This window comes from Pantoea sp. 18069 (assembly GCF_902706035.1).
Lineage (GTDB): Bacteria > Pseudomonadota > Gammaproteobacteria > Burkholderiales > Burkholderiaceae_C > Comamonas.
Window position 1 is genome coordinate 87699 of record NZ_CACSJA010000005.1, and the last position, 21104, is coordinate 108802.

At 56.9% G+C, this 21104-nt stretch carries 16 protein-coding genes; 9 read left to right on the plus strand and 7 right to left on the minus strand.

Annotated elements, in window-relative coordinates; translation table 11 throughout:
* The first annotated feature begins 33 nt into the window (after positions 1-33).
* The 8 genes from GVL12_RS06090 to GVL12_RS06125 all read left to right on the plus strand — a co-directional run bounded on the left by GVL12_RS06090 (position 34) and on the right by GVL12_RS06125 (position 12059).
* Positions 34-2397, plus strand: a complete 2364-nt coding sequence (locus GVL12_RS06090; protein ID WP_159911905.1) for a glycosyltransferase — start codon at positions 34-36, stop codon at positions 2395-2397.
* A 150-nt stretch (positions 2398-2547) separates the two neighbouring features.
* A complete protein-coding gene (locus GVL12_RS06095; protein WP_159911907.1) occupies positions 2548-3798 on the plus strand; it encodes a glycosyltransferase family A protein in 1251 nt (416 codons plus the stop codon).
* A gap of 30 nt (positions 3799-3828) precedes the next feature.
* The gene (locus GVL12_RS06100) at positions 3829-5277 is read left to right on the plus strand and encodes a glycosyltransferase family 2 protein (RefSeq protein ID WP_159911909.1); all 1449 of its coding nucleotides are present in this window, start codon (positions 3829-3831) and stop codon (positions 5275-5277) included.
* A gap of 128 nt (positions 5278-5405) precedes the next feature.
* Positions 5406-7493 (plus strand): capsular polysaccharide biosynthesis protein, encoded by a 2088-nt coding sequence (locus GVL12_RS06105; RefSeq protein WP_200843530.1) that lies wholly within the window; start codon positions 5406-5408, stop codon positions 7491-7493.
* A gap of 360 nt (positions 7494-7853) precedes the next feature.
* Entirely contained in the window at positions 7854-9065 is a 1212-nt protein-coding gene (locus GVL12_RS06110) for a capsular biosynthesis protein (RefSeq protein WP_368855038.1), read from the plus strand.
* Entirely contained in the window at positions 9062-10309 is a 1248-nt protein-coding gene (locus GVL12_RS06115) for a hypothetical protein (RefSeq protein ID WP_200843532.1), read from the plus strand. Before GVL12_RS06110 ends, GVL12_RS06115 begins: the two co-directional genes overlap by 4 nt.
* A gap of 83 nt (positions 10310-10392) precedes the next feature.
* Positions 10393-11718, plus strand: a complete 1326-nt coding sequence (locus GVL12_RS06120; protein WP_200843533.1) for a cytochrome P450 — start codon at positions 10393-10395, stop codon at positions 11716-11718.
* Entirely contained in the window at positions 11715-12059 is a 345-nt protein-coding gene (locus tag GVL12_RS06125; RefSeq protein WP_159911915.1) for a hypothetical protein, read from the plus strand. The genes GVL12_RS06120 and GVL12_RS06125 overlap by 4 nt, the downstream gene beginning before the upstream one ends.
* Positions 12060-12507: 448 nt before the next feature.
* On the opposite strand, the gene GVL12_RS06130 is transcribed toward GVL12_RS06125, so the two are convergent.
* Positions 12508-13401: a LysR family transcriptional regulator gene (locus tag GVL12_RS06130; protein ID WP_159911917.1), complete on the minus strand. Its 894-nt coding sequence runs from the start codon at positions 13399-13401 to the stop codon at positions 12508-12510.
* A 125-nt stretch (positions 13402-13526) separates the two neighbouring features.
* Here GVL12_RS06130 and GVL12_RS06135 point away from each other — a divergent pair, with 125 nt between their 5' ends.
* The gene (locus GVL12_RS06135) at positions 13527-14393 is read left to right on the plus strand and encodes an MBL fold metallo-hydrolase (RefSeq protein WP_159912091.1); all 867 of its coding nucleotides are present in this window, start codon (positions 13527-13529) and stop codon (positions 14391-14393) included.
* Between the two features lie 39 nt (positions 14394-14432).
* Here the strand turns inward: GVL12_RS06135 and GVL12_RS06140 are convergent, their stop codons facing one another.
* From GVL12_RS06140 to GVL12_RS06165, 6 genes are all read right to left on the minus strand, one after another.
* Positions 14433-14690, minus strand: a complete 258-nt coding sequence (locus tag GVL12_RS06140) for a DUF2798 domain-containing protein (RefSeq protein ID WP_159911919.1) — start codon at positions 14688-14690, stop codon at positions 14433-14435.
* Between the two features lie 142 nt (positions 14691-14832).
* Complete coding sequence (locus GVL12_RS06145) at positions 14833-15963, minus strand: peroxidase-related enzyme (protein WP_159911921.1); 1131 nt, start codon at positions 15961-15963, stop codon at positions 14833-14835.
* An 80-nt stretch (positions 15964-16043) separates the two neighbouring features.
* On the minus strand, positions 16044-17357 hold the full coding sequence (locus GVL12_RS06150) for an acyl-CoA thioester hydrolase/BAAT C-terminal domain-containing protein (RefSeq protein WP_159911923.1): 1314 nt from the start codon (positions 17355-17357) through the stop codon (positions 16044-16046).
* 12 nt (positions 17358-17369) lie between these two features.
* The gene (locus GVL12_RS06155; RefSeq protein WP_159911925.1) at positions 17370-18944 is read right to left on the minus strand and encodes an ABC transporter substrate-binding protein; all 1575 of its coding nucleotides are present in this window, start codon (positions 18942-18944) and stop codon (positions 17370-17372) included.
* A 64-nt stretch (positions 18945-19008) separates the two neighbouring features.
* Complete coding sequence (locus tag GVL12_RS06160; RefSeq protein ID WP_159911927.1) at positions 19009-20049, minus strand: ABC transporter ATP-binding protein; 1041 nt, start codon at positions 20047-20049, stop codon at positions 19009-19011.
* Complete coding sequence (locus tag GVL12_RS06165) at positions 20046-21098, minus strand: ABC transporter ATP-binding protein (RefSeq protein ID WP_159911929.1); 1053 nt, start codon at positions 21096-21098, stop codon at positions 20046-20048. The genes GVL12_RS06160 and GVL12_RS06165 overlap by 4 nt, the downstream gene beginning before the upstream one ends.
* Between the last annotated feature and the right edge of the window lie 6 nt (positions 21099-21104).

Here is a 21104-nt window from a genome sequence, read left to right on the forward strand (position 1 = left end):
AGTATTTGCTTGAAATTAATTGATGGCGCGTATATGGAAAAAACTATTAGCTTGAAAGATGCCAACGAACTACTTCGCACAAGCAAGTGGAATGAAGCAATAGATGCTTACAGAATGTTGTGGAGTAAATGGGAGCATGAGCCTTCTCTAAGAGAGCTTGTGCTTCAAAACATTAATTTTATAATAAAAAATGCTCCAACTGAATATTTTGATGAAGAAAATTTATTGAAAATAAAGGAATTCCCGCTTTCTGATTGTGCTTTTCTTAAAGCTGATCAAAAGTTGAAAGTCGACAGAGCACTTTGTTCTGAGAATTTTTTAAGATCTGGTGAATCTAGGAGTAGTTTGTCTGATGCTCTTGAAAAATCTTTTGGTATTCAGCGGATTTATGCAGTAAATTTAGATAGAAGGCCGGATAGGCATATACGCTTGCTTCGTGAGTTCACCTATCAAGGTGTGCGAATTTCTAGGGTCAGTGGCGTCGATGCTAAGAAATCTCAGGAAACTCTTGATAAATACAATCAATTTTTTAGTCGCAGTTTGACTAATAGATGTATCACATCTAGTCATATTCCAGATAAAAGAATTAAAGCCTATAGAGAAATTGCATCCTTAGGTTGGTTCGCATATCTTCTTTCTCAGCGCAAAGTTTTCGAGGATGCTATAAAAAATGATTATCGCAGAATTTTAATACTTGATGATGATGTATTTTTTAGCTCAAATGCTGTTGAGCAATTAAATCGTCTTGGTGGGAAAATTCCTGATGACTTCAAGGTTTTCCTATTGGGAGCATCCGAATATTCTAATAGAAATTCGGAAGAATTCTTGAATTCAATCGTGCCAGATATGCCGGGAATTTATAGACCTATCGCGGGTAAAACTTGTGGGAGTTTTGCGGTTGTATATGATAGCAGTGTCTTTCCAGACATATTAAAGGCAATTGATGAGGCTGACGGTCCATTTGATAATGTCGCGCTGGGATATGTTTATAACAAATTTGCAAAGAATTGTTTTTCGTTTGCTTCTGCTATTTGTATACCCGATGTGGGAGATAGTGATATCCGCCCTGATAAACGTGCGCAATCTGCGCATAGCGAAAAAATGGGTTGGGAGTTTTTGAGGTATTCTGAGTATACAAAGGAGTTCAGAATTTCTGTTCTTGTTGATAATGTTGATGCTCTAAGGCATGTCCACACGTTGCAGCATGAACTTCCTTCAGAAATATTTTTGAATGTATATTTCGTTTCAGAAGATGGTTTGCGTCCAGTGATAACTGGCCATCACTGCGCCGTTGTCGATTTAAAGCCGCTTCCAATTTCTGCTCTAGATGAACATCAGCTTTTGAAGATTATTGAAAAATACAGAGTTCCACATTCTGATCTGATTTTTAATTGGTCCAATTCGCCTGTTTCGGAAGAAAAGGTTTTGCAGCTTGCTGCAAAGGCGATGGAGCTGAAAAATGCAGAGAGTATTCTCTCTGGCAATATAGAGGGGGTTAGGTATGTTTTTAATGCCGGAGTCTCACCTGTCAAGGGGCGACACTCGATAATTATTCCTTCATTTAGAGTTGTTAATGATATTTGGCCTACAGTTGAATCAGCATTGAATCAAGATTCTTCTGATTTTGAAGTTGTTATTGTCAATGATAATCCATTGAATATTAAATTTTCCGATGAATTAGAGACCAAAATTAGGATTTTTTCACAAAAATCTCGGTTTGATGTAGTCCCTAATAAAATTAAAATAATTAATCATCGAGTTAATAGGAATGCATCGGCAGCTAGAAATACTGGATATTTTATGTCGACTGGAGAGTTTATTACTTTTCTGGATGATGATGATACTTTTGATGCATCAAGAATTTCAGGCGTTGATTTAGCCTTGCGTGATTCTCCTAAGGATATTGGTGCTTGCTATTGCGGCTATCGTGGGAAGTGGAATGGTGAGGAAAACATGAATCGCTTTCCAGAAGGTGACTTAATGGAAAGAGTTTTGTCACTCAGATATGCAGAGCATTACATGTGCACAAACACAATAACTTTTAAACGTTCTAGTTTGGATCGACTGGGTGGTTTAAATGAATCATATCGGAGGCATCAAGACTTAGAGTTGATGGCTCGATTTTTTAAATATTCCAAGATATTAGCTGTAAAAGATTTTTTTGTAAACAATCGCCCTAGCACTGTTCCTGAGACCTTTGTTGCTGATGTCAAGAAATTAGTAGATCTCAAAATTCAATTCTTGTCAGATATGAAAATGTTAATTGTGAGTAAAGGCGATCAATTTGTAGACTTGGTTGTTGATGCTCACGCTAAAGATATCATTAAAAGAGATAAAAGCATGACTGCTGAAACTGCGAATGTTATTAAATTGTTCTTAAAATCTGTATTACGGTAAAATAAGTACATGTGAGTTTTTTTCTTGTGATAATTCGTTGGCATAAACATCTCCATTTCTGATATGGTTTTCGCATTGTTGTGATATTTATGTTGATGTCTTTATTTGAGATTTATTTTTTAAATATTCGAAAAAAATGGGCGTGCTGCTATGTTAGATGCAAGCTATATCCGTCGGCAAACTGTGTTTTCTAGGGGTTTTCCATTTTGTGCAGCTGAGTCTGCTTATTTGGTCTTACGGCATATAAATGAGAAAATTGACGATAAAAGCAAATTTTATTTTTTTTCTAATCATGGAGCGTGCACTAATATAGATATTTTGCCTGCTAGAGCTTCTTCGACTGGAAGGAAAGACTGCTTGCGTCGCATTGGGGAGGATTTGTTTAAAAATGCTGAATCGTTGGCGCAGGCATATCTACAGTGTAGCGGAGCCCTTTCTCCTACTTTATCTGTGGCATATGCGAATAATTTTCTGAGCAATGGTTCGCAATATGGATGGCTTCAATTTATTAATAATTATTTGAAACAATGGAATCAAGTTGCTCCTATAGAAATTAAAGAATCCATTAATTGTAATTTCTTGAGAAAAATTTCTTTTGGTTTGAATTCTATCAATGTAGATGAATATCCGGAAAAAGTCTCTGTCATTGTTCCTGTTTTCAATGCTGAAGAGACGTTGAGGTATTCTGTTGAGTCTTTGTTAAATCAAAACCATAAGAATATTGAAATTATTCTGGTTGATGATTGCAGTCTGGATAACTCTTATGAAATTGCAAAAGAGTTATCATCCTCTGATGGTCGAGTTATCGCTCTTCAAAATAAGAAAAATTTGGGTGCTTATTTTTCTCGTAACTACGGGCTATCTGTTGCTACTGGTGATTTGATAACAGTGCATGATGCGGATGATTTGTCTTTTCCTGATAGAATTGCTTATCAAGTTTCTGTTATTAGAGAAAAAAATGCAGTTGCACATTTGGGTGGTTATTTTCGCATGAATGCTGAGGGGTATTTGACAGGATATAGAGTGCCTGGGAAATTTTCCTACGATGGATTTACCCATCAGTGTTTAGTTTCTTTGATGATTAAGGCCGATTTTTTGAGAAAGCATCTCGGTTGTTGGGATAGTGTCAGATTTGGGGCTGATGCTGAACTTTTTCATAGATTGAAAAAAATTGCTCCACTAGGGGTTGTCGAAGACTGGCGACCGCTTATTATTGCCCTAGATTCTCCACAGTCTCTTACTGGAAATTCTGAGACTAAATTGGGCAGCCCAGCGCGAAATGAATATGCGCAAAATTTCTTAGCTTGGCACGCTGAAGCAAAAATTGAAGATTTAAGACTTGAGCCAGGATCTCTAAAACGAGCGTTTCCTGTTCCTTCGATATGTTTGAGTGCTTCGTAAGAATAAAATTATTGGGTTATGATGGCTGGTATGAATTTCGGAGTTTTGAGATTTTTCTGGTATTTTCGGAAGAAGCGCTTTGCTCATGCTTTGGCCGCTTTACCACCTGGCGTGGAAAGCGCCTTAGCTTGGCAGCACTATGCGTTTTACCGTTTAGGCATGTATCGTTCCGTTGCCTATTGTGAACCTGTATACAACAGCTGGCGCTCTTTATTTGCAGTCATTGTTTCTAAAGCGGCGTGTGGGGAGCGGGATCGGGTGGATACTTTGCTTAGAAATCCTCAAATATTGCGATTGCTTAAGCCGAAGATGGAATCGTTGGCTAGTGCCTTATTGGCTTTTTATCCGGATTTTTCGATAAGAATTTTATCGCAGCAGCGTTCATCTGTTTTGCAAGTGGCGGCTTGCATGCGAATTGGCGATACCGTGAATGCGAAGGCCCACCTGAAAGCTTCCATGGCTAATGCTGAGCGTGATTCAGAAGTATTTTTGCATCGTAGCAACGTACTGCGCCTGCCGCCAACAGAGCAGTTGATTGCTCTTAATAAATTCTTGCAAGCGAATAACGTAGCTCCCATAGCTTTGAACAACGAGTCTCTTCCTGTTGGAGCCATGAATCTTCGGCCGACTGGAGTACTACCTTTCGTAAAGGGTCCACTGGTAAGTGTAGTAATGACTGCTTTTCAAAGCGCAGATCGTATTTTGTTTTCCATCGAATCCTTATTGAATCAAACCTATCAAAATATTGAAGTAATTGTCGTAGATGATGCTAGCTACGATGAAACAAGGCAGGTGGTCGAAAAATTGGCGAGCGAAGATCCTCGCGTACGTTATGTTCGCTTGCCTCTGAATGTTGGTACATATGTGGCAAAATCGATTGGGGTTCACCTGACGAACGGGGATTTTGTGACTTGTCAAGATTCAGATGATTGGGCGCATCCGCAAAAAATTTATTTGCAAATGGCACCGATTCTCGCTGATGAACATGTCATGTTTACAGTTTCGAATTTAATTCGCGTCCAGGATGATGGTGTTTTCTATGCGCGATCTGTGTTTCCATTAACTAGAATTAATCATTCTTCAGTTTTATTTAGAAAAGATATAGTGTTTAGAATGACTGGTTTTTGGGACTTGGTCAGAACAGGTGCTGATAGTGAGTTTCTTGCGCGCTTAAAGCTAGTTTTTGGTAAGCGATCTATGCGGCGCCTCTCTCAGCCTCTGTCTATTTGTGCTCATCGCGAAAATTCGTTAATGACGGCTCCTGCGACTGGTTATGATAAATCAGGTAAATCTAATGCTAGATTGGATTATTGGGAATATTTTTCAAAATGGCACGTAGATTCGCTCCGTCAGGGAGCAGTTATCAGATTTTGTAATAATAGGCATTTGAAAAGACCATTTCCGGTTCCGGACGAAATTGCTGTTCATCCGGCTGATATTGAAAATTGCATGCGCATTTTTGGTTTGAGTAAGTTATAGGAATGATGGTGTGAGGTGAAAGTCGATTCTAATGCCTAATTGCTTAATTTTGTCTTGTTTTGATAATTTTCTAATTGGATATTTTAGGTTGGCGTTGGACGTAATTGATATTCTTAATTCAGAGTTTTGTGAATAAGAAAATTGGCATATTTTCTAATGGAATTTTAAATATTCCTTTTTTGTCAGTATTGCTTGACTCTACAGTTGTGGCATTACGGATTTGGCACCGGCCGTTCGTGAATTTTGTTGCGGGATGGGGAATGCGTCCGAGCACATATAGGTCTCGTTCCTATGCCCGGACTCACGACTTGCCCTATTTGGCGCTTGAAGATGGGTTTTTGCGTTCTTTTGGAACAGGAGATATTTTTCCGCCGATCTCCATCGTTTTAGATGGCGATGGAATTTATTATGACTGCACTAAAGTCAGCGCATTGGAACGAATGCTTAATAGCGCTGATGATGTGCTATATTTTGACTCGATTTCATTTCGCAGGGCTCAAGCGAAGTTGCTGCAATGTTTATTGAGTAAATACAATAATGCGCCAGTTTTTCCGGCCAATACCCTGCGCCCGAAAGATCGTGCACGTGTGCTTGTAATCGATCAGACGAACGGCGACATGAGTGTGACTCTTGGTGGCGCCGACGCACGGACATTCGAGATTATGCTAGCTGCTGCAAAGGCGGAAAATCCGGAGGCCACAGTATATGTAAAGACCCATCCGGAGGTCGCATCCGGCCGCAAAGGTGGCTATTTGACCAGTTTGCATTTGGATGAGCAAACTGTTTTGTTGCGTGACGCCGTTAACCCTTTGAGTCTGATAAAACACATGGATCATGTTTATGTGGTCACTTCTACCATGGGGTTTGAAGCGTTGCTTGCGGGAAAGCCTGTAACTTGCTTTGGCATGCCTTGGTATGCGGGCTGGGGAGCAACGGATGACCGTCAGGCTGACCATCCTGCCGCGCGCCGACGCACGCGGGTACGCTCTGTGGATGAACTATTTGCCGCAGCCTATGTACATTACACGCGCTATTTAAACCCGGAGACTCGTCAGCTGGGTAGCATTTGGGATGGAATGCAATGGCTCTCGCGCCAACGCGAGGTTGCGCAACGCTTTCCTGCACGTATGATTTGCGTGGGTTTTCGTAGGTGGAAGGCTGCTAACCTCAAGTCAATGCTCTCCTTGTTTCCGGGTAAGGTTGTGTTCGTAAAAAATGCACAGGCTGCCGCTGCGTTGTTTCCAAAGGGGGACGACTGCCTGGTCTGCTGGGGTCTGGTACCTCCAAGGGGTATGGAATCGTTGGCGAATGAAACCGACGTACGCTTGCTGCGTATGGAAGATGGTTTCGTGCGTTCGGTAGGCTTGGGCTCGGACCTGATTCCGCCGCAGTCGTTTGTGCTTGATGCCAAAGGCATTTATTTCGATCCCAGCGGGCCTTCCGAGCTCGAAGACATGCTCAACACGCGTGCTTTTTCGCCGGATGATTTGCAGCGCGCGCGCAAGGTGCGCGAAACCATCGTTGTGCATGGCATCACCAAATACAACCTCGAGCCCGTCATGCCTGTGCAGTGGCCGGGCGTTGGGTCGGGCCAGCAGGTGGTGCTGGTGCCGGGGCAGGTGGAAGATGACGCCTCGATACGCTTTGGCTGTGACACTGTCAACGGCGTGCATACCAACCTGGGTTTGCTACAGGCCGCGCGCACAGCCTATCCGCAGGCCTTTATCGTCTACAAGCCTCACCCCGATGTGATGAGCGGCAACCGTCGCGGCAAGCTCATGCTCAATGAGGCACGGCAATGGGCCGACCATGTGGAACTACAAACCTCGGTGGTCAGTTGCATTGACGCCTGTGACGTCGTCGTGACCATGACCTCGCTCACGGGCTTCGACGCCTTGCTGCGTGGCAAGACCGTGGTGGTGCATGGCCGGCCGTTCTATGCGGGCTGGGGGCTCACGCAGGACATGCTCCCCGTGCCGCGCCGTGAGCGGCAACTGGGCCTGGACGCCCTGGTGGCCGGAGCGCTGTTGCACTACCCGTTGTACTGGGACCCTGTGCTTAGGGGTTACACCACTTGCGAGGCTGTATTACTACGTATTGTCGAAGAGCGCCAGCGCCTTGAGCAAAATGGTGGTTTGAAACAATTGAAACTGGGTTATGTACGCCGACAGGCGCGTAAAATGCGCACTCTGCTCCGTTCTTTGCGGATTATTTAATTGTTGGAAGAACGCAGCTGCCACTGCCGCATGCGCTTTCGATGCGCGTCGTGTGCCAAGGAAATAAGAGTCGTGAAACCTGGTGATTCGCCTTTTTTTGGCAAACGCGTATTGCTCTTGCAGGGCCCGGTGGGGCCGTTTTTTTGGAATCTGGCCCAGGATCTGCGCAGCGCGGGCGCGGAAGTCTTCAAATTCAACTTCAATGCGGGCGACTGGCTGTTCTATCCGCGCCATGCGCGCAGCTTCAAGGGCAGTCTTGAAGATTGGCATCTGGAGCTGGCCAAGTTCCTGCGAACGAACCACGTCGACGCGGTATTGCTGTTTGGCGACTGCCGTCCGGTACATGCTCAGGTCCGAGCGATGGCAGAGCGCATGGGCTTCGCTGTGGGCGTGTTCGAAGAAGGCTATTTGCGGCCCGACCATGTGACGTTCGAGCCTATCGGAGTCAACGGCCATTCGCAGTTTCACCAGGATCTCGCGGAGTGGCTGCAGCAACAGGCTTTGCAGGACCATCAGGAGGCCCTGCAGCAATTGGATGCCGAAGCCGGTTTCCTCCCCTCGGCGCTGTCTTTGGGGAAGGGCGATTTGCCTAAGCAGCCTGAAGCGCCAAAGCTCCCCCAGCATCATTCCGTGGGCAACACTTACTGGCATGCGGCGGCCTGGGGCATGCTGTATTTCTTTGCCGCCTGGCTGGGCCAGTTTTTTTGGAACAATACGCTGCACCATCGCCGGATGTCGGTCTTTGACGCGCCCTGGTGGTGGCTGTCGTTTGGCCGCAAGGCCTGGTACCGGGTCAAGGAGCGCAACGTGCAGGCCCTGCTCGAAGGGCAGAAGCGGCATAAGTTCTTCCTGGTGCCGCTGCAGGTGCACAACGACGCGCAGATTACCGTGCACTCCGGCTATGAGTCGGTATGCGGCTTTATTGACCATGTGATGCGCTCGTTCGCTGGCGCTTTGCTGCGCGAGTGCCAGCCAGACAAGCAGCTGCCGCCAGGCTCCGAGTCCGTGCAGGGGGATATGCTGGTGTTCAAGCACCATCCCATGGACCGCGGCCACCGCAACTACGGCAAGGCCGTGCGCCTGCTCGCCCAGCGCCATGGTTTGCAGGGCCGGGTGCTTTATATCCATGACCAGCATTTGCCCAGCCTGCTCAAGGCCTGCAAGGGCGTGGTGCTGGTGAACAGCACGACAGGCCTGTCTGCCTTGGGGCATGGTGCGCCGGTCAAGGTCTGCGGCTCGGCGCTTTATGACTTGCCGAGGATCACGTTCCAGGGGCGCCTGAACGATTTCTGGTTCCAGGCGCGCTCTGCCGTGCCTGACGCTGAAGTGCTGCGCCGTTTCAAGGCCGCGCTGATCAAGCGAACCCAGCTGAACGGCAGCTTCTACCGCAAGCTGCCCCAGGTGCGCTGGCGTTGCGGTGTGGCGCTGCAAGGGCAGATGGCCTTGCGCCTGTGGCCCAAGCCCAAGGCCGCAGCGCCCGTGCGCCAGCCCGTGGCACAGGCCAACAAGCGCAAGCCCCGCAGGGCGCGCGGCAAAGCCCGGGGCGCGGTTGGCAAGGCGCCCGCACTGTGATGCAGCGTTCGGGCTACGCAGGGGGCAACATGGGGCGGCTGGTGGTGTTTGTCGGGGGCTTCGACCCCCGTGGCGCGCGCCATTACCACCGCTTGTTTTCCGAAAATGCCGCCCGGCAAGGGGAAGTGGACGGCTGCACCTATTCGGCCGGGCCGCGTGAAGCCCTGGATGTGGGCCAGGGGGCAGGCGCGCATCGCCATGCGCGCTGGGCATTCCACGGGCCGCAAGGCGGCGGCGAATATGTGTTTTTCGACTGGAGCGACCAGGTGCGCGCGCATTGGCCCCGGGCCTTGTGGCGTGTGGCCGCGCAGGCATGCATGACCTATGCGCTGGCCGTCACGCAGTGGCGCGTGCTGCGCGGATTGCGCCGGCAGGTGCCTTACACCTTGCTCTCTTTTACCTACCCTTTGCTGTTTGGCCTGCTGGCCGTCGCGGCCGCAGCCGGCGGCGCCTTCGCAGGGTGGCGCTTTGCACAGGGGCTGCCTGAGTTGGCCCAGTGGCTCGTGCCGATGGTTGCGGCGTTTGCCGTGCTGTGGGGCGCGGCCGGGCTCGACAAGCTGCTGCATGTGAGCTGGCTGCTGCGGATCTTCAATTTCGCGCGTATCAGCGCGGCCGAAGACTCCGAGGTGCTCGCGGCGCGCACGCAGGCGATGGCCGAATGGGTCAGGCACCGTGTGGCGCAGCAGCCTGGCCTCGAAGTGGTGGTGCTGGGCTTCAGCGTAGGCAGCGTGCAGGCCGTGCGGCTGGTGGATGCGTTGCGCCAGCCCGCGGCGCTGGTGGTCTGTGGGGGAGATGGGGCCGCGTCAGCGTCCGATGCGCCGAATGCGCCTGTGGCGGTCACATTGCTGACGCTGGGCAATTGCATTCCCTTGTTTTCGCTGATGCCCGAGGCAGTGAAATTGCGCGCGGCCCTGCAGAACCTGGCGAACGACAGCCAGCTGTACTGGGCCGATATCTCTTCGCCCGGCGACAGCGTGAGTTTTGGCATGTGTGATCTGATGCGGCTGTCGCTGCGTGACGCGGCCATGCCCGCCGAGGCATTGCACAACCCGCGCCGCATGTGCTCGCCGCGTTTCCACAAGCTGTTTGATCCATTGGCTTACCGCCTGATGCGGCGCAACAAGATGCGCATGCATTTTCAGTACCTGATGGCCTCGCAAAAGCGCGGTGCCTACAATTTTTTTGCCATGCTGACAGCTCCCGGTGCTGTGCGTGATTTTGTTGAAAAGTATCTGGTTCGATGAGTCTTTTTTGCCCCGCTTACCCCAAGCCCCATCCTGAAAAGGCTTCCAAGCTACGCATGTTCTGGCATGCGCGCCGCTCCTGGATGGACGCTTTGTACGAGCGCAGCTACACCATGCAGATGGGTGAAGTGCATCTGCCGGGCGTGGACCTGTACATGCTCAACGACATCCAGGAAGTCAAGCGCGTGATGCAAGGCGAGGCGCAGGCATTCCCCAAGAGCCATTTGTTGCACGAATCGCTGGAGCCACTGCTGGGCGACAGCATTTTCACCACCAACGGCGCGCAGTGGCAACGCCAGCGCAGCATGATGAACCCGGCGTTCGAGCAGGCGCGCCTGCAGGTGGCCTTTCCGCGCATGCTGGGCGCGGTCGAGTCCATGCTGGAGCGCATGGATGCGCTCAAGAGCGATGAGCCGTATGACATCGAAGTCGAGATGACCCATGTCACGGCCGACATCATCTTCCGCACGATTTTTTCCGAGCCCATGCAGGGCCCCGATGCGCACCGGGTGTTCGACGCGTTTGCACGCTACCAGGCCCTGGCCCCGAAGCTGATGCTGCCGGCGCTGTTCGGCGTGCGCTGGCTGAAGATGCCCTGGCTGCAATGGCGCAGCAACCAGGCCGCGAAGGAAATCCGCACGTTGCTGCAGGCCATGGTCCTGCCGCGCTACGAGGCCCATCAGCGCGGCGAAGAGACAGGCAAGGAAGATATTCTGGCGGCCTTCATGCGCGCCAGGGACGCCGAGACGGGCGAGCCCTTTCCGTTCGAGGAACTGGTGAACCAGGTGGCGATGCTGTTCCTGGCAGGCCATGAAACGTCTGCGAGTGCACTGACCTGGGCCAGCTATCTGCTGGCCAAGTCGCCGGAGATCCAGCAGCGTGCCCATGAACAGGTGCGCGAAGCGCTGGGTGAGCGCACGCCCGAGCAGTCGGACATGAAAAGCCTGCCCCTGGTCTGGAACATCTTTCGGGAAACCCTGCGGCTGTTTCCTCCCGTCGGGTTCTTCGCACGGGAGAACACCGCGGCCTGCCCCATGCGCGGCAAGCAGCTCAAGGCCGGCAGCACCGTGGTGGTCGCGCCCTGGCTGCTGCAGCGCCATCGCAAATGGTGGGTCAATCCCGACGCCTTCGATCCCGATCGCTTCGACCGTGCCGAAAGCAAGGAGGCCATCAAGAACGCCTACATGCCTTTCAGCATGGGCCCGCGCGTGTGCCTGGGCGCGGCATTTGCGCTGCAGGAGGCCGTATTGATCCTGTCATGCCTGCTGCGGCGGTATGAATTGCAGCCCGTCGAAGGCCATGTGCCGCAACCCGTCGGGCGCCTGACCATCCGCTCCGCCAACGGCGTGGAGCTGCGCCTGGTCAAGCGCGCGGGTGTGGGCCTGAACGAGGGAACGGCGGGCGCATGAAAGAGCGATTTGCGGGTTTCTTGCTGATGTGCGCGATCGTGCCCATGGCGGTGCTGGGCTATCTGCTGCTGGTGCTCGTGGGCTTTTTCGGCAAATCCGAGCGTGGCCGCGCCGGAGTGCGCGCGCTGGACCACTTCGTCAATGCGACGCTGTTCAATGGTTACGCCTGGGAGAGCGTGTCGTCCCATGCCTGGCGCGAGCGCGACCGGCGCTGGGCAAAGGCTGTGATCTGGGTGACCGACCATCTCCAGAAGGACCATTGCAAACGCGCAAACAAGCGCGAGCAGCCGGTTGTCGATCTGGTGCTCAAGAAGGGGCTAGGGGATCGCACTATTCATTGATGCGAGCCGAGTTCTTCGGCCCTGCCTTTGGCGAGCTTGGGACTCTCGGGGAACAGATTTTTTCAAATAAATCAACGACTTAGCAGTGGATTGATTTGTGAAAACAGCGATAGCAAAGTCATGATTTTTCGAAAACGAATAGCTAATGGCCGTTCGCCCTGAGCCCGTCGAAGGGCGCCTCCACCCGAGGCCAGTGCGCCAGTTCATCCTTCGACAGGCGCTCAAGAAACAGCTTTTTTCCCAAAATAAATCAATGACTTAGAAAGCATTCGATTTGAGCAAACAGCAGCTGACTATGGGCGGCCTACTCTCAAAATACCGACCCTTCGATCCTTCGACGGGCTCAGGACTCAGGGCGAGCGGGTAAAAACCGTTCGTGGTGAGCCCGTCGAACCATGAACGGCCCGTCCTCATGATTTGAACGCCGGTCGTTCACCCTTCGACGGGCTCATGCCCAGGGAATCTTCGCGAAGCGTTCGACCAGAAAGTCGAGCAGGGCGCGCACCGCGGGCGACAGATGCTTGCGCGAGGGGTAGAGGGCATAGATGTCCATCGTGGGCAGCTCCCAGTCCGGCAAGACCGCTTTGAGGCTGCCGTCGCGCAGGTGGAGGTTGGCGAGGTAAGTCGGCTGCATGGCGATACCGCCACCCGCCAGCGCCGCCTGCAGCAAGGCCGTGGCTTCGTTGCCGCTGAAGTGGCTGCCGACGCTCACTTCCTCGATAGCGTCGCCACGCTGCAGCTTCCAGATGCTTTTGCCAAAGTTGGCATAGCTCAGGCAGCGGTGCGCGCCGAGGTCGGCGGGTTGCTGCGGCGTGCCGTGCGTGCGCAGGTAAGCGGGCGATGCGACCAGCACCGAGCTGCAGGGCGCGAGCACCCGGCCTATCAGCATGGGGTCGGGCTCGGCGCTGATGCGTATGGCCAGGTCTATGCGCGCTTCGACCAGATTGAGCGCACCCTCGCTGGCGTTCAGGTCGATCTTGAGCGCGGGGTAGCGCTGCAGAAAGTCGACCACGGCCGCGGCCATTTGCGCATAGGCAAAGGACACGCTGCAGGTGATGCGCAACTGCCCGCGCAAGGCGCCGTCGTGGCGGCTGGTTTCCTCTTCGACGTCATCCATCAACGCCAGCATCTGCTGGCTGCGGCGCAGGCAGCTTTCACCCGCGTCGGTGAGCGTGACGCTGCGCGTGGTGCGCTGCAAAAGGCGCGCGCCCAGCCATTGCTCGAGCGCGCCCACATAGCGCGTGACCATGGCGCGCGACATGTCCAGCTTGTCGGCCGTGGCGCTGAAGCTGCCGCTGTGCGCCACTTCGACGAACACCTGCATGGCGGTCAATCTATCCATGATCTGATCGATTTTTGAAACAGTTATGCGCGGATTATCGCGTTTATCTGCGCGGATATTGAAACTAAAGTCCATGTCAACGCCTTAGCGCGTCCATGCAATCCGCCACTATCTGGAGTTTCACCATGATCCGCACCACGCTTCTCGCCGCATCCCTTGCCATCGCTTTCACCGGCGCCCAGGCCGCCCAGCCGCTCACCGTCAAGGTCTACAATGCCAACGGCAACAGCTTCAATGTCAATTCCACTTTGGTAATCGGAGAGAAAGAGGCCATGGTGATTGACGCGGGCTTTACCCGCGCGGATGCGCTGCGCATTGCCGCCAATGTGCTCGACAGCGGCAAGAAGCTCACCACCATCTATGTGAGCCAGGCCGACCCCGACTACTATTTCGGCGTGGAAACGCTCAAGGAGCTCTTTCCCCAGGCCGATGTGGTGACCACGCCCGCCGTGCTGGCCAAGCTCGCGCCCAAGATGGCCGGCAAGCTCGCGTTCTGGGGCCCCAAGATGGGCGCCAATGCGCCGCGCCGGCCCGTGCTGCCGCGCGCGCTCGAAGGCAATACCTTGACGCTGGAAGGGCAGGCGATAGAGATCCGCGGCACCGAAGGCGTGCTTGCCCACCGCCCATATGCCTGGATTCCATCCCTGCATGCCATCGTCGGCAATCTGGCCGTGTTCGGCAACATGCATGTCTGGACCGCCGATACCCAAACCCCGGCAGAGCGCGCCGCATGGGTTGCGCAACTGGACGAGATGGCGGCGCTCCAGCCCGCGCTGGTGATTCCAGGCCACATGCAGGCCGGCACCCAGGTGGATGCGAGCACCATCACGTTCACCAAGGACTATTTGCAGACGTTCGAGAAGCAGCTCGCGGCCAGCAAGAACAGCGCAGAGCTGATTGATGCGATGAAAAAGGCCTACCCGAAGCTGAGCGACGGCGCGATGTCGCTGGACATAGGCGCCAAGGTCAACAAGGGCGAAATGAAGTGGTAAGCAGCATGTAAAGGACGATCTCTGCTCGGCTGGAATGTCCTAGAGGTGCACCGTGAGCGCCACCAGGCGCATCACAAAGGGGCGCACGGCGATCACACAGCAAAAAGCCACGGGCATTGCCAGTCCGTAGGCTTTCATGACGCTGCTCCAATACCCGGGGCCGAAACCGCTTTGCACTCCCACAATGGCGGCGCACATCAGCAACGCCATGATGACCGCCATGTAGAAGGCAAACGCATACGGCATGAAGCGCCGGGGCAGTTTTCGGCGCGAGGGAGAGGACGAATGTGCAGGCATATTTTCGGAGTGGTTGATAAAGTCAACAATTATGCGTTGTGACGTTGACTTTATCAACCTTATGTCGGTCCTATAGCCGCTTGCCCGCAATCTTCTCCGAGTTGGCGACATGGCTGCGGGCAGGACCGCAGCAGTGTGCTACTCAGGGGTGCACGGCCTCGCCCAGATTGAGCATCAGACGGTTGGCCCAGGCAAAGATTGCGGCGGCGTGCAGCGCGTCGAGGATTTCGAGATGGCTCAGGCCGGCTTCGCGCAGCGACTGCAGGCGCTGGCCACTGAGCTGGTTGGGCGCTTCGGTCAGGTCGATGGCGAACTGGACCAGGGCTTTTTCGCGTGCGTTGGTGCCCGCTGTATGAGGGTTCTCGAAAACCTGGGCAATGACGTCATTGCGCTTGGCCAGCTGTTCGAAGCGTTGTGCATGGACCGAGGCGCAGTACACGCAGCCGTTGATGCACGAAACCACGGCGCTCACCAGCTCGCGCTCGGCGCGCGACAGGCCGCCGGGCGCGTACATGATGGCGTTGAACACCACCGAGCGTTCCTGCAGGATCTGCGGCTGGTGGATCAGCGCCAGGTAGTAGTCGCTGGTCTTGGCCGATGGGTGGCTGGCTTCGAGGATGGCCAGCTGTTCGGCCGTCGCTTCCTCGAGCTTGACCACGGGCACCCAGGCTTTCCAGCCCAGCGTTTCGCTGGTGAAGCCGTTGATGCGCAGTGCTTCACCGGGCTTGGGCAGGTGGTGGGGGTGCACAAAGGTTTCGGCACTGGCCGCGGCGGCAGGCGTGGCGAGCAGGTCGTCGCCCAGCGCCGTGAGCGCCTGCAGGCCTGCGACCACACGAATCTGGTAGCTGAGGAAGGCGATCAACTGGGCCAGCGCAATGATTTCGGGCGGCTGCAGGCCGGCGGCGAGCAGGGCATCGATGCTGGAGCGATCGCCTTCGACGGGCTTGTGCGTGAGCAGCGTGGCGAACTTCTGCAGCGCAGCTTCGCGCTGCGCGTTCACGGGCGCTTCGGGCAGGCAGGCCAGCTGCTGCGTGTAGTGCTGCAGCAGGCTGGCGCTGTCGCTGAGCTGGCTGATGGTCTGCGCCACGCGCAGGCGTTCGCCCAGCGTCAGGCCGGGCAGGGCCGGGTCGAACAGCTGCTGGTAGCTGCCTTGCGTGGCATCGACGACCTTGTTGCGCTGGTGGCGTATGGCCTTGACGGCGGGAGACTGGTCCAGCTGGGTCAGGGTGTCGATCAGGTCCTGGGTGGGCGCGGGGGTGTGGGTTTCGGTCATGGCAAGAAAAGGGTAGGGGGTCTATGGCTGTAGGGCAGGCCGTTCGCCCGGAGTCCTGGGCCTGAACGGCCATTCAACCGTTATCGAGCCCTGGCCGCATGCGCGGCCGTGGCGCGCGCAAGAAAGGCCTGGACGGCGGCCCACGATTGCTCGTTGACCAGGGCGTTGATCGCCGGCGTTCCGCCCGACGTGCTCAGGCGCCTGGACACCGGGTGGGCATAGGTCAGATGCGTGGTCGGCACATAGGGGAACAGGATGGCATGGCCGCCGCCTTCCCAGTCGTGGTGTTCCACGGGGTAGGGGTGATGGTTGGCGGCCAGGTGGTCCTTGACCATCTTGCCGTAGAGCGATGAAGGCCAGGAGCCGTCATCGGTCGCCGACAGCAGCATCACCGGGCCGGCTATGCGCTCCACGCGTATGCGGGCGCGCTCGACGGCGTCGGCGTCCTGCAGCGCGGTGAGCATGGCCGCGGTGTGGCGGCGCGGCTCGGGGCCTTCGTCCCAGGGAGCCCATGACGCCGTGCGGTTGTTGCTCCAGATGTCGGCAAGCGGCTTGCCGCGGAAGATCCAGGCCGGGCCTTCGCGTCCCTTGGCCGGGTCACAGGCGTTTTGCGCGCAGTGCACCAGAGCGCTTGGCACATAGCCGATCACGGCCTTGACCATGTCGGGGAACAGCGAGCCCAGCAGCAGCACCAGTTCGCCGCCGCGCGACTGGCCGCTGAGCGCGACAAAGCCGTCCTTGGGTTGGAGCTCGCGGTGGATCCACTGCAGCGCGGTCTCGAAGTATTCGAGCTGCGTGTCGGAGATGTAGTCGGAGCGGCCCGGCGACTTGAAATAGCCCACGGCCAGGGCCGCATAGCCGCGCGATGCGTAGAGCGCGGCGCGCGGCTCGTTGATGCCGCCGCCCGAGCCGTTGAGCACCATCACCACGGGGTGCGGGCCCGGCGTCGCGGGGGTGAACAGCGTGGCCGACAGGCCTTCGTCGCGGATCTCGCGGCGCGTCACGCCTTCGGCGGCCAGTTGCTGCACGAAATGGCCGATGAACTCGGGCCCGTCGTCGCCGACCAGCGCGCGCACTTCGGTGGTCAGCGCGGCGCTGGGTTCGGCGGCAAACTGGTCGTTCGGCTGGCCCGCAATGGCCTGGGTTTGCGACCAGATCAGGCCCATGGCCGAGACACCGCTGTAGCTGCCGCTCTCGGGCGCGTCACGCGTCAGATCCACGCAGCCGTCGGCGCCGGCGAGAAAGCGCGCCTCGGATGTCCATTCGACCTGCGGGCCGCGCACGGTGCGCGTGCGCAGCGTGACCTGCTGGCCGGGCGTCAGCCCGCGCAGAGTGATGCTGCGCGGCACGTCGATAAGCGCCGTCTGCGGCGTGATCTCGAGCTGAGGATGCATGGCGTCTGTGCCTTACTTGCCGGACACGGGCGTGACCTGCAGTGCCGTGGTGCGGTCGCTGAGGATGGGCACCACCTTGAGGCCCTTCTTGGCAGCCCAGATGTTCTTGTAGTGGAACAGCGGGATCTGTGCGACGTCGTCGGTCACGAGCTTGGCGGCATGCCTAAAGATGGCTTCGCGGCGCTTGGCGTCGAACTCGATGGTCGCGGCGTCCAGCGCCTTGTCCACGTTTTCATTGCTGTAGCGGCCCCAGTTGCTCGCGCCGCGGCCGGCCTTGGAGTCGTGGGTCGCGAGGGTCTGCAGCAGGCCATAGCCGGCTTCGCCCGTGCCGTTGCCCCAGGCGATGACGCTGACCGCGTACTCGTTCTTGCCCGCACGGCTCGCATAGACCGACCATGGCACGACTTCGAGCTTGGTCTTCACGCCGATGCGCGTCCAGAACTGGGCCACGGCCTGCAGCGTTTCAGGCGCTTGCGGGTAGCGGTCGCCGGGCACGTGCACCGTGAGCTGGAAGCCTTCGGGGAAGCCCGCGTCGGCGAGCAGCTTCTTGGCTTTCTCGGCGGAGTAGGGCGTTGCCGGGATGTCGGGGTTGTAGCCGAACGAGCCTTTGGGCATCCACTGGTTGGCTTCGGTCGCCGTGCCTTGCAGGATGCGGTCGGTGATGGCCTTGCGGTTGATCGCAATGTTCAGCGCTTCGCGCACGCGCTGGTCGATCAGCGGGTTCTCGGCCAGCGGCTTGCCGGCGTTGTCGGTGATGAACTCGCTGCTGCCCTTGCGCAGGCTGGGCTGGATCAGCAGCGCGCGCAGGCCGGGGTATTCGTAGACGCTGACCGACGCCGTCCTCTTGAGCTTGGCCACATCGGTCACGGCGACCTTGTCGATCACGTCGACATCGCCCGACAGCAGCGCCGCAGTGCGTGCCGCGCCGTTGTTGATGAAGCGGTAGGTCACCTTGTCCCAGGGCTCCTGCGGGCCGTAGTAGCTGGGGCTGCGCTCCATCACGGTGCGATCGCCGGGTGTGTAGGACGTGAATTTATACGGGCCGGTGCCGACCATGGCCTTGCCGGAGTTGTAGTCCTCGCTCCTGGACTGCGCACCCACATGCTTGCTCACGACGTAGATCGACGCGATCTCGAGGGGCAGCATGGGGTTGGGCACGGTGGTCTTGATGACGACGGTGTGCGCATCCTTGGCGGTGGTCGACTCGACGGTGCGCAGCGCGCCGCGGTAGGACGCCACCGAGCCCGGGACATTGCGCGCGCGCTCGAACGAGAACACGATGTCATCGGCGGTGAACGGCTTGCCGTCCTGCCACTTGATGTCCTTGCGCAGCTTGAATTCCCAGGTCTTGTCGTTGACGGCTTTCCAGCTTTCGGCCAGGCCCGGCTCGAGCTTGCCGCCGTCACGCGAATTCACCAGGGAATCCCAGAAGTGCAGGGCCAGCGAGCGGTCGCCTGCATGGTTGTTGAGCTGAGGGTCGGCCGAGGAGATGGGATCGGCAAAGCCGATGCGCAGATCTTTGGCGCTGGCGCCGGAGACGGCCAGCAGGGCGGCCATCGCAATGGCGGAAAGGGAAGCAGTGTGCATGGTGGGTGCTTTCTCTCGGGAGTGGATAGGGGGGAGGGGCTTCGACGGGCTCAGCCCGAACGTATCAGGCGACATGGGGCAAGTCATTGAGATGGCAGGCACTCTCGTGCTGAATGGCAATGCCCTTGAGGCGCGGCACTTCCACGCTGCAGCGCGGCATGGCCTGCGGGCAGCGCGGATGGAAGTGGCAGCCGCTGGGCGGCGCCATGGGGCTGGGGATTTCGCCGCGTATGGTCTGAAAGCTCGTGCGCCGGTGGTCCAGGCGCGGAATTTCCGCGAGCAGCGCCTGGGTGTAGGGGTGCTGCGGGTTGGAGAACAGTTCCTCGACTGTCGCGGTCTCGACGATGCGGCCCAGGTACATCACGGCGACGCGGTCGCACAGATGCCGGATCACGCCCAGGTCATGGCTGATGAACAGATAGGCCAGGCCCAGCTCGTCGCGCAGGTCCATGAACAGGTTGAGGATCTGCGCCTGGATGGACACGTCGAGAGCGGCCACGGCCTCGTCGCAGACCAGCATCTTCGGCTGCACGGCGAGCGCGCGCGCAATGCCTATGCGCTGGCGCTGGCCGCCGCTGAACTGGTGGGGGTAGCGAAAGCGCAGGCGCGGGTCCAGCCCCGCGCGTTCGAGCTGCTGGCAGACGTATTCGTCCTCGTGCTCTGCGTCGACCAGGCCGTGCAGGCGCGCGGCCTCGCCGACGATGCGGTTGACGCGCAGGCGCGGGTTCAGGCTGGACTGCGGGTCCTGGAAAATCATCTGTATGCCCAGCCGGGCCTGCAGCATTTCCTCGGCGCTCAGTTGCGTGCGGTCCTTGCCCATGACCTGCACATGGCCGTCCGTGGGCGCGAGCAGGCCGGTCGCAATCCGGCCCAGTGTGGATTTGCCGCAGCCCGACTCGCCGACCAGGCCGACGACTTCACCCGGGCGCACCTGCAGGTCGACGCCGTCAAGCGCGTGGGTCACGACGGGCGCCTTTTGCAGGCCGAGCTGGCGCATCCAGCGGCCAAAGCCTCCTGGCGGCGGGCGCTGGCCGAAGCGCTTGGTGATGCCCTGCAGGTCGAGCAGGGGCGCGGTTTCTACGGTGTCGCTCACGTTGCCGGTCATGCGGCGCTCCGGGAAAAATCGGCCACTGCACCGGGGAAGAAGCAGCGCACGGTATGTGCTGTGGCGGTCGCTGCACCAGCGGGTGCGGCAATGGTTTGCAGGTCTGGCGGCTGCTGGCAGCGCGCCTGGGCGCGCGGGCAGCGCGGCGCGAAGGCGCAGCCGGGCGGCAGGTCCAGCAGGTTCGGGGCCATGCCCGAGATCTGCTGCAGGCGGCTCTTGCGCTGGTTGGCGCTGGGCAGGCTGCCGATCAGGCCCTGGGTATAAGGGTGCTGGGGGGCGTCGAGCACCGCGTCGACGCTGCCATGCTCGACGATGCGGCCCGCATACATGACGGCGATGTCGTCGGCCAGGCCCGCAACCACCGACAGGTCGTGGCTGATCCAGATCATGGCCGTGCCGGTCTCGCGCACCAGCTGCTGCATTTCCGAGAGGATCTGCGCCTGGATGGTCACGTCGAGCGCCGTGGTCGGCTCGTCGGCGATGATCAGTTCGGGGTCGTTGAGCAGCGCGATGGCAATTGCCACGCGCTGGCGCATGCCGCCCGAGAGCTGGTGGGGGTAGGCCTTGAGGCGTTCCCCGGGGCTGGGAATGCCCATGCGCGCCAGTGTCTTGCGGCAGTGCTCCAGCGCCTGGGCCTTGCCCATCTTGCGGTGGGCGCGAATGGTCTCGAGCATCTGCACGTCGATGCGCAGCACGGGGTTGAGCGTGGCCATGGGGTCCTGGAAGATCATGGCGATGCGGTTGCCGCGCAGGCTGCGCAGCGCGCGGCTGTCCAGGCGCGCGAGGTCCTGGCCCTGGAACAGCACCTGGCCGGCCGTGATGCGCCCGGGCGCGTCGAGCAGGCCCATGATGGAAAAGCCGGTCACCGACTTGCCCGAGCCCGACTCGCCAACCAGGCCCAGCACCTTGCCGCGCTCCAGGCGAAAGCCGACGCCGTTGACCACGGGCAGCAGGCCCGCGCGCGTGTCGAACTGGGTGTGCAGGTCCTTTACCTCGAGCACGGGAGCTGCGGTGGGCGGCAGCGAGGAGTTGTCTGAATCGTGGGACATGTAGCT

Bases quoted from the DNA above. Each gene is read 5' to 3' on its own strand.
- GVL12_RS06095 (WP_159911907.1), top strand. From the start codon at position 2,548: ATGTTAGATGCAAGCTATATCCGTCGGCAAACTGTGTTTTCTAGGGGT.
- GVL12_RS06130 (WP_159911917.1), bottom strand. From the start codon at position 13,401: ATGGATAGATTGACCGCCATGCAGGTGTTCGTCGAAGTGGCGCACAGC.
- GVL12_RS06155 (WP_159911925.1), bottom strand. From the start codon at position 18,944: ATGCACACTGCTTCCCTTTCCGCCATTGCGATGGCCGCCCTGCTGGCC.
- GVL12_RS06145 (WP_159911921.1), bottom strand. From the start codon at position 15,963: ATGACCGAAACCCACACCCCCGCGCCCACCCAGGACCTGATCGACACC.
- GVL12_RS06100 (WP_159911909.1), top strand. From the start codon at position 3,829: ATGAATTTCGGAGTTTTGAGATTTTTCTGGTATTTTCGGAAGAAGCGC.
- GVL12_RS06110 (WP_368855038.1), top strand. From the start codon at position 7,854: ATGGCAGAGCGCATGGGCTTCGCTGTGGGCGTGTTCGAAGAAGGCTAT.
- GVL12_RS06160 (WP_159911927.1), bottom strand. From the start codon at position 20,049: ATGACCGGCAACGTGAGCGACACCGTAGAAACCGCGCCCCTGCTCGAC.
- GVL12_RS06135 (WP_159912091.1), top strand. From the start codon at position 13,527: ATGATCCGCACCACGCTTCTCGCCGCATCCCTTGCCATCGCTTTCACC.
- GVL12_RS06125 (WP_159911915.1), top strand. From the start codon at position 11,715: ATGAAAGAGCGATTTGCGGGTTTCTTGCTGATGTGCGCGATCGTGCCC.
- GVL12_RS06090 (WP_159911905.1), top strand. From the start codon at position 34: ATGGAAAAAACTATTAGCTTGAAAGATGCCAACGAACTACTTCGCACA.
- GVL12_RS06140 (WP_159911919.1), bottom strand. From the start codon at position 14,690: ATGCCTGCACATTCGTCCTCTCCCTCGCGCCGAAAACTGCCCCGGCGC.
- GVL12_RS06165 (WP_159911929.1), bottom strand. From the start codon at position 21,098: ATGTCCCACGATTCAGACAACTCCTCGCTGCCGCCCACCGCAGCTCCC.
- GVL12_RS06120 (WP_200843533.1), top strand. From the start codon at position 10,393: ATGGACGCTTTGTACGAGCGCAGCTACACCATGCAGATGGGTGAAGTG.
- GVL12_RS06150 (WP_159911923.1), bottom strand. From the start codon at position 17,357: ATGCATCCTCAGCTCGAGATCACGCCGCAGACGGCGCTTATCGACGTG.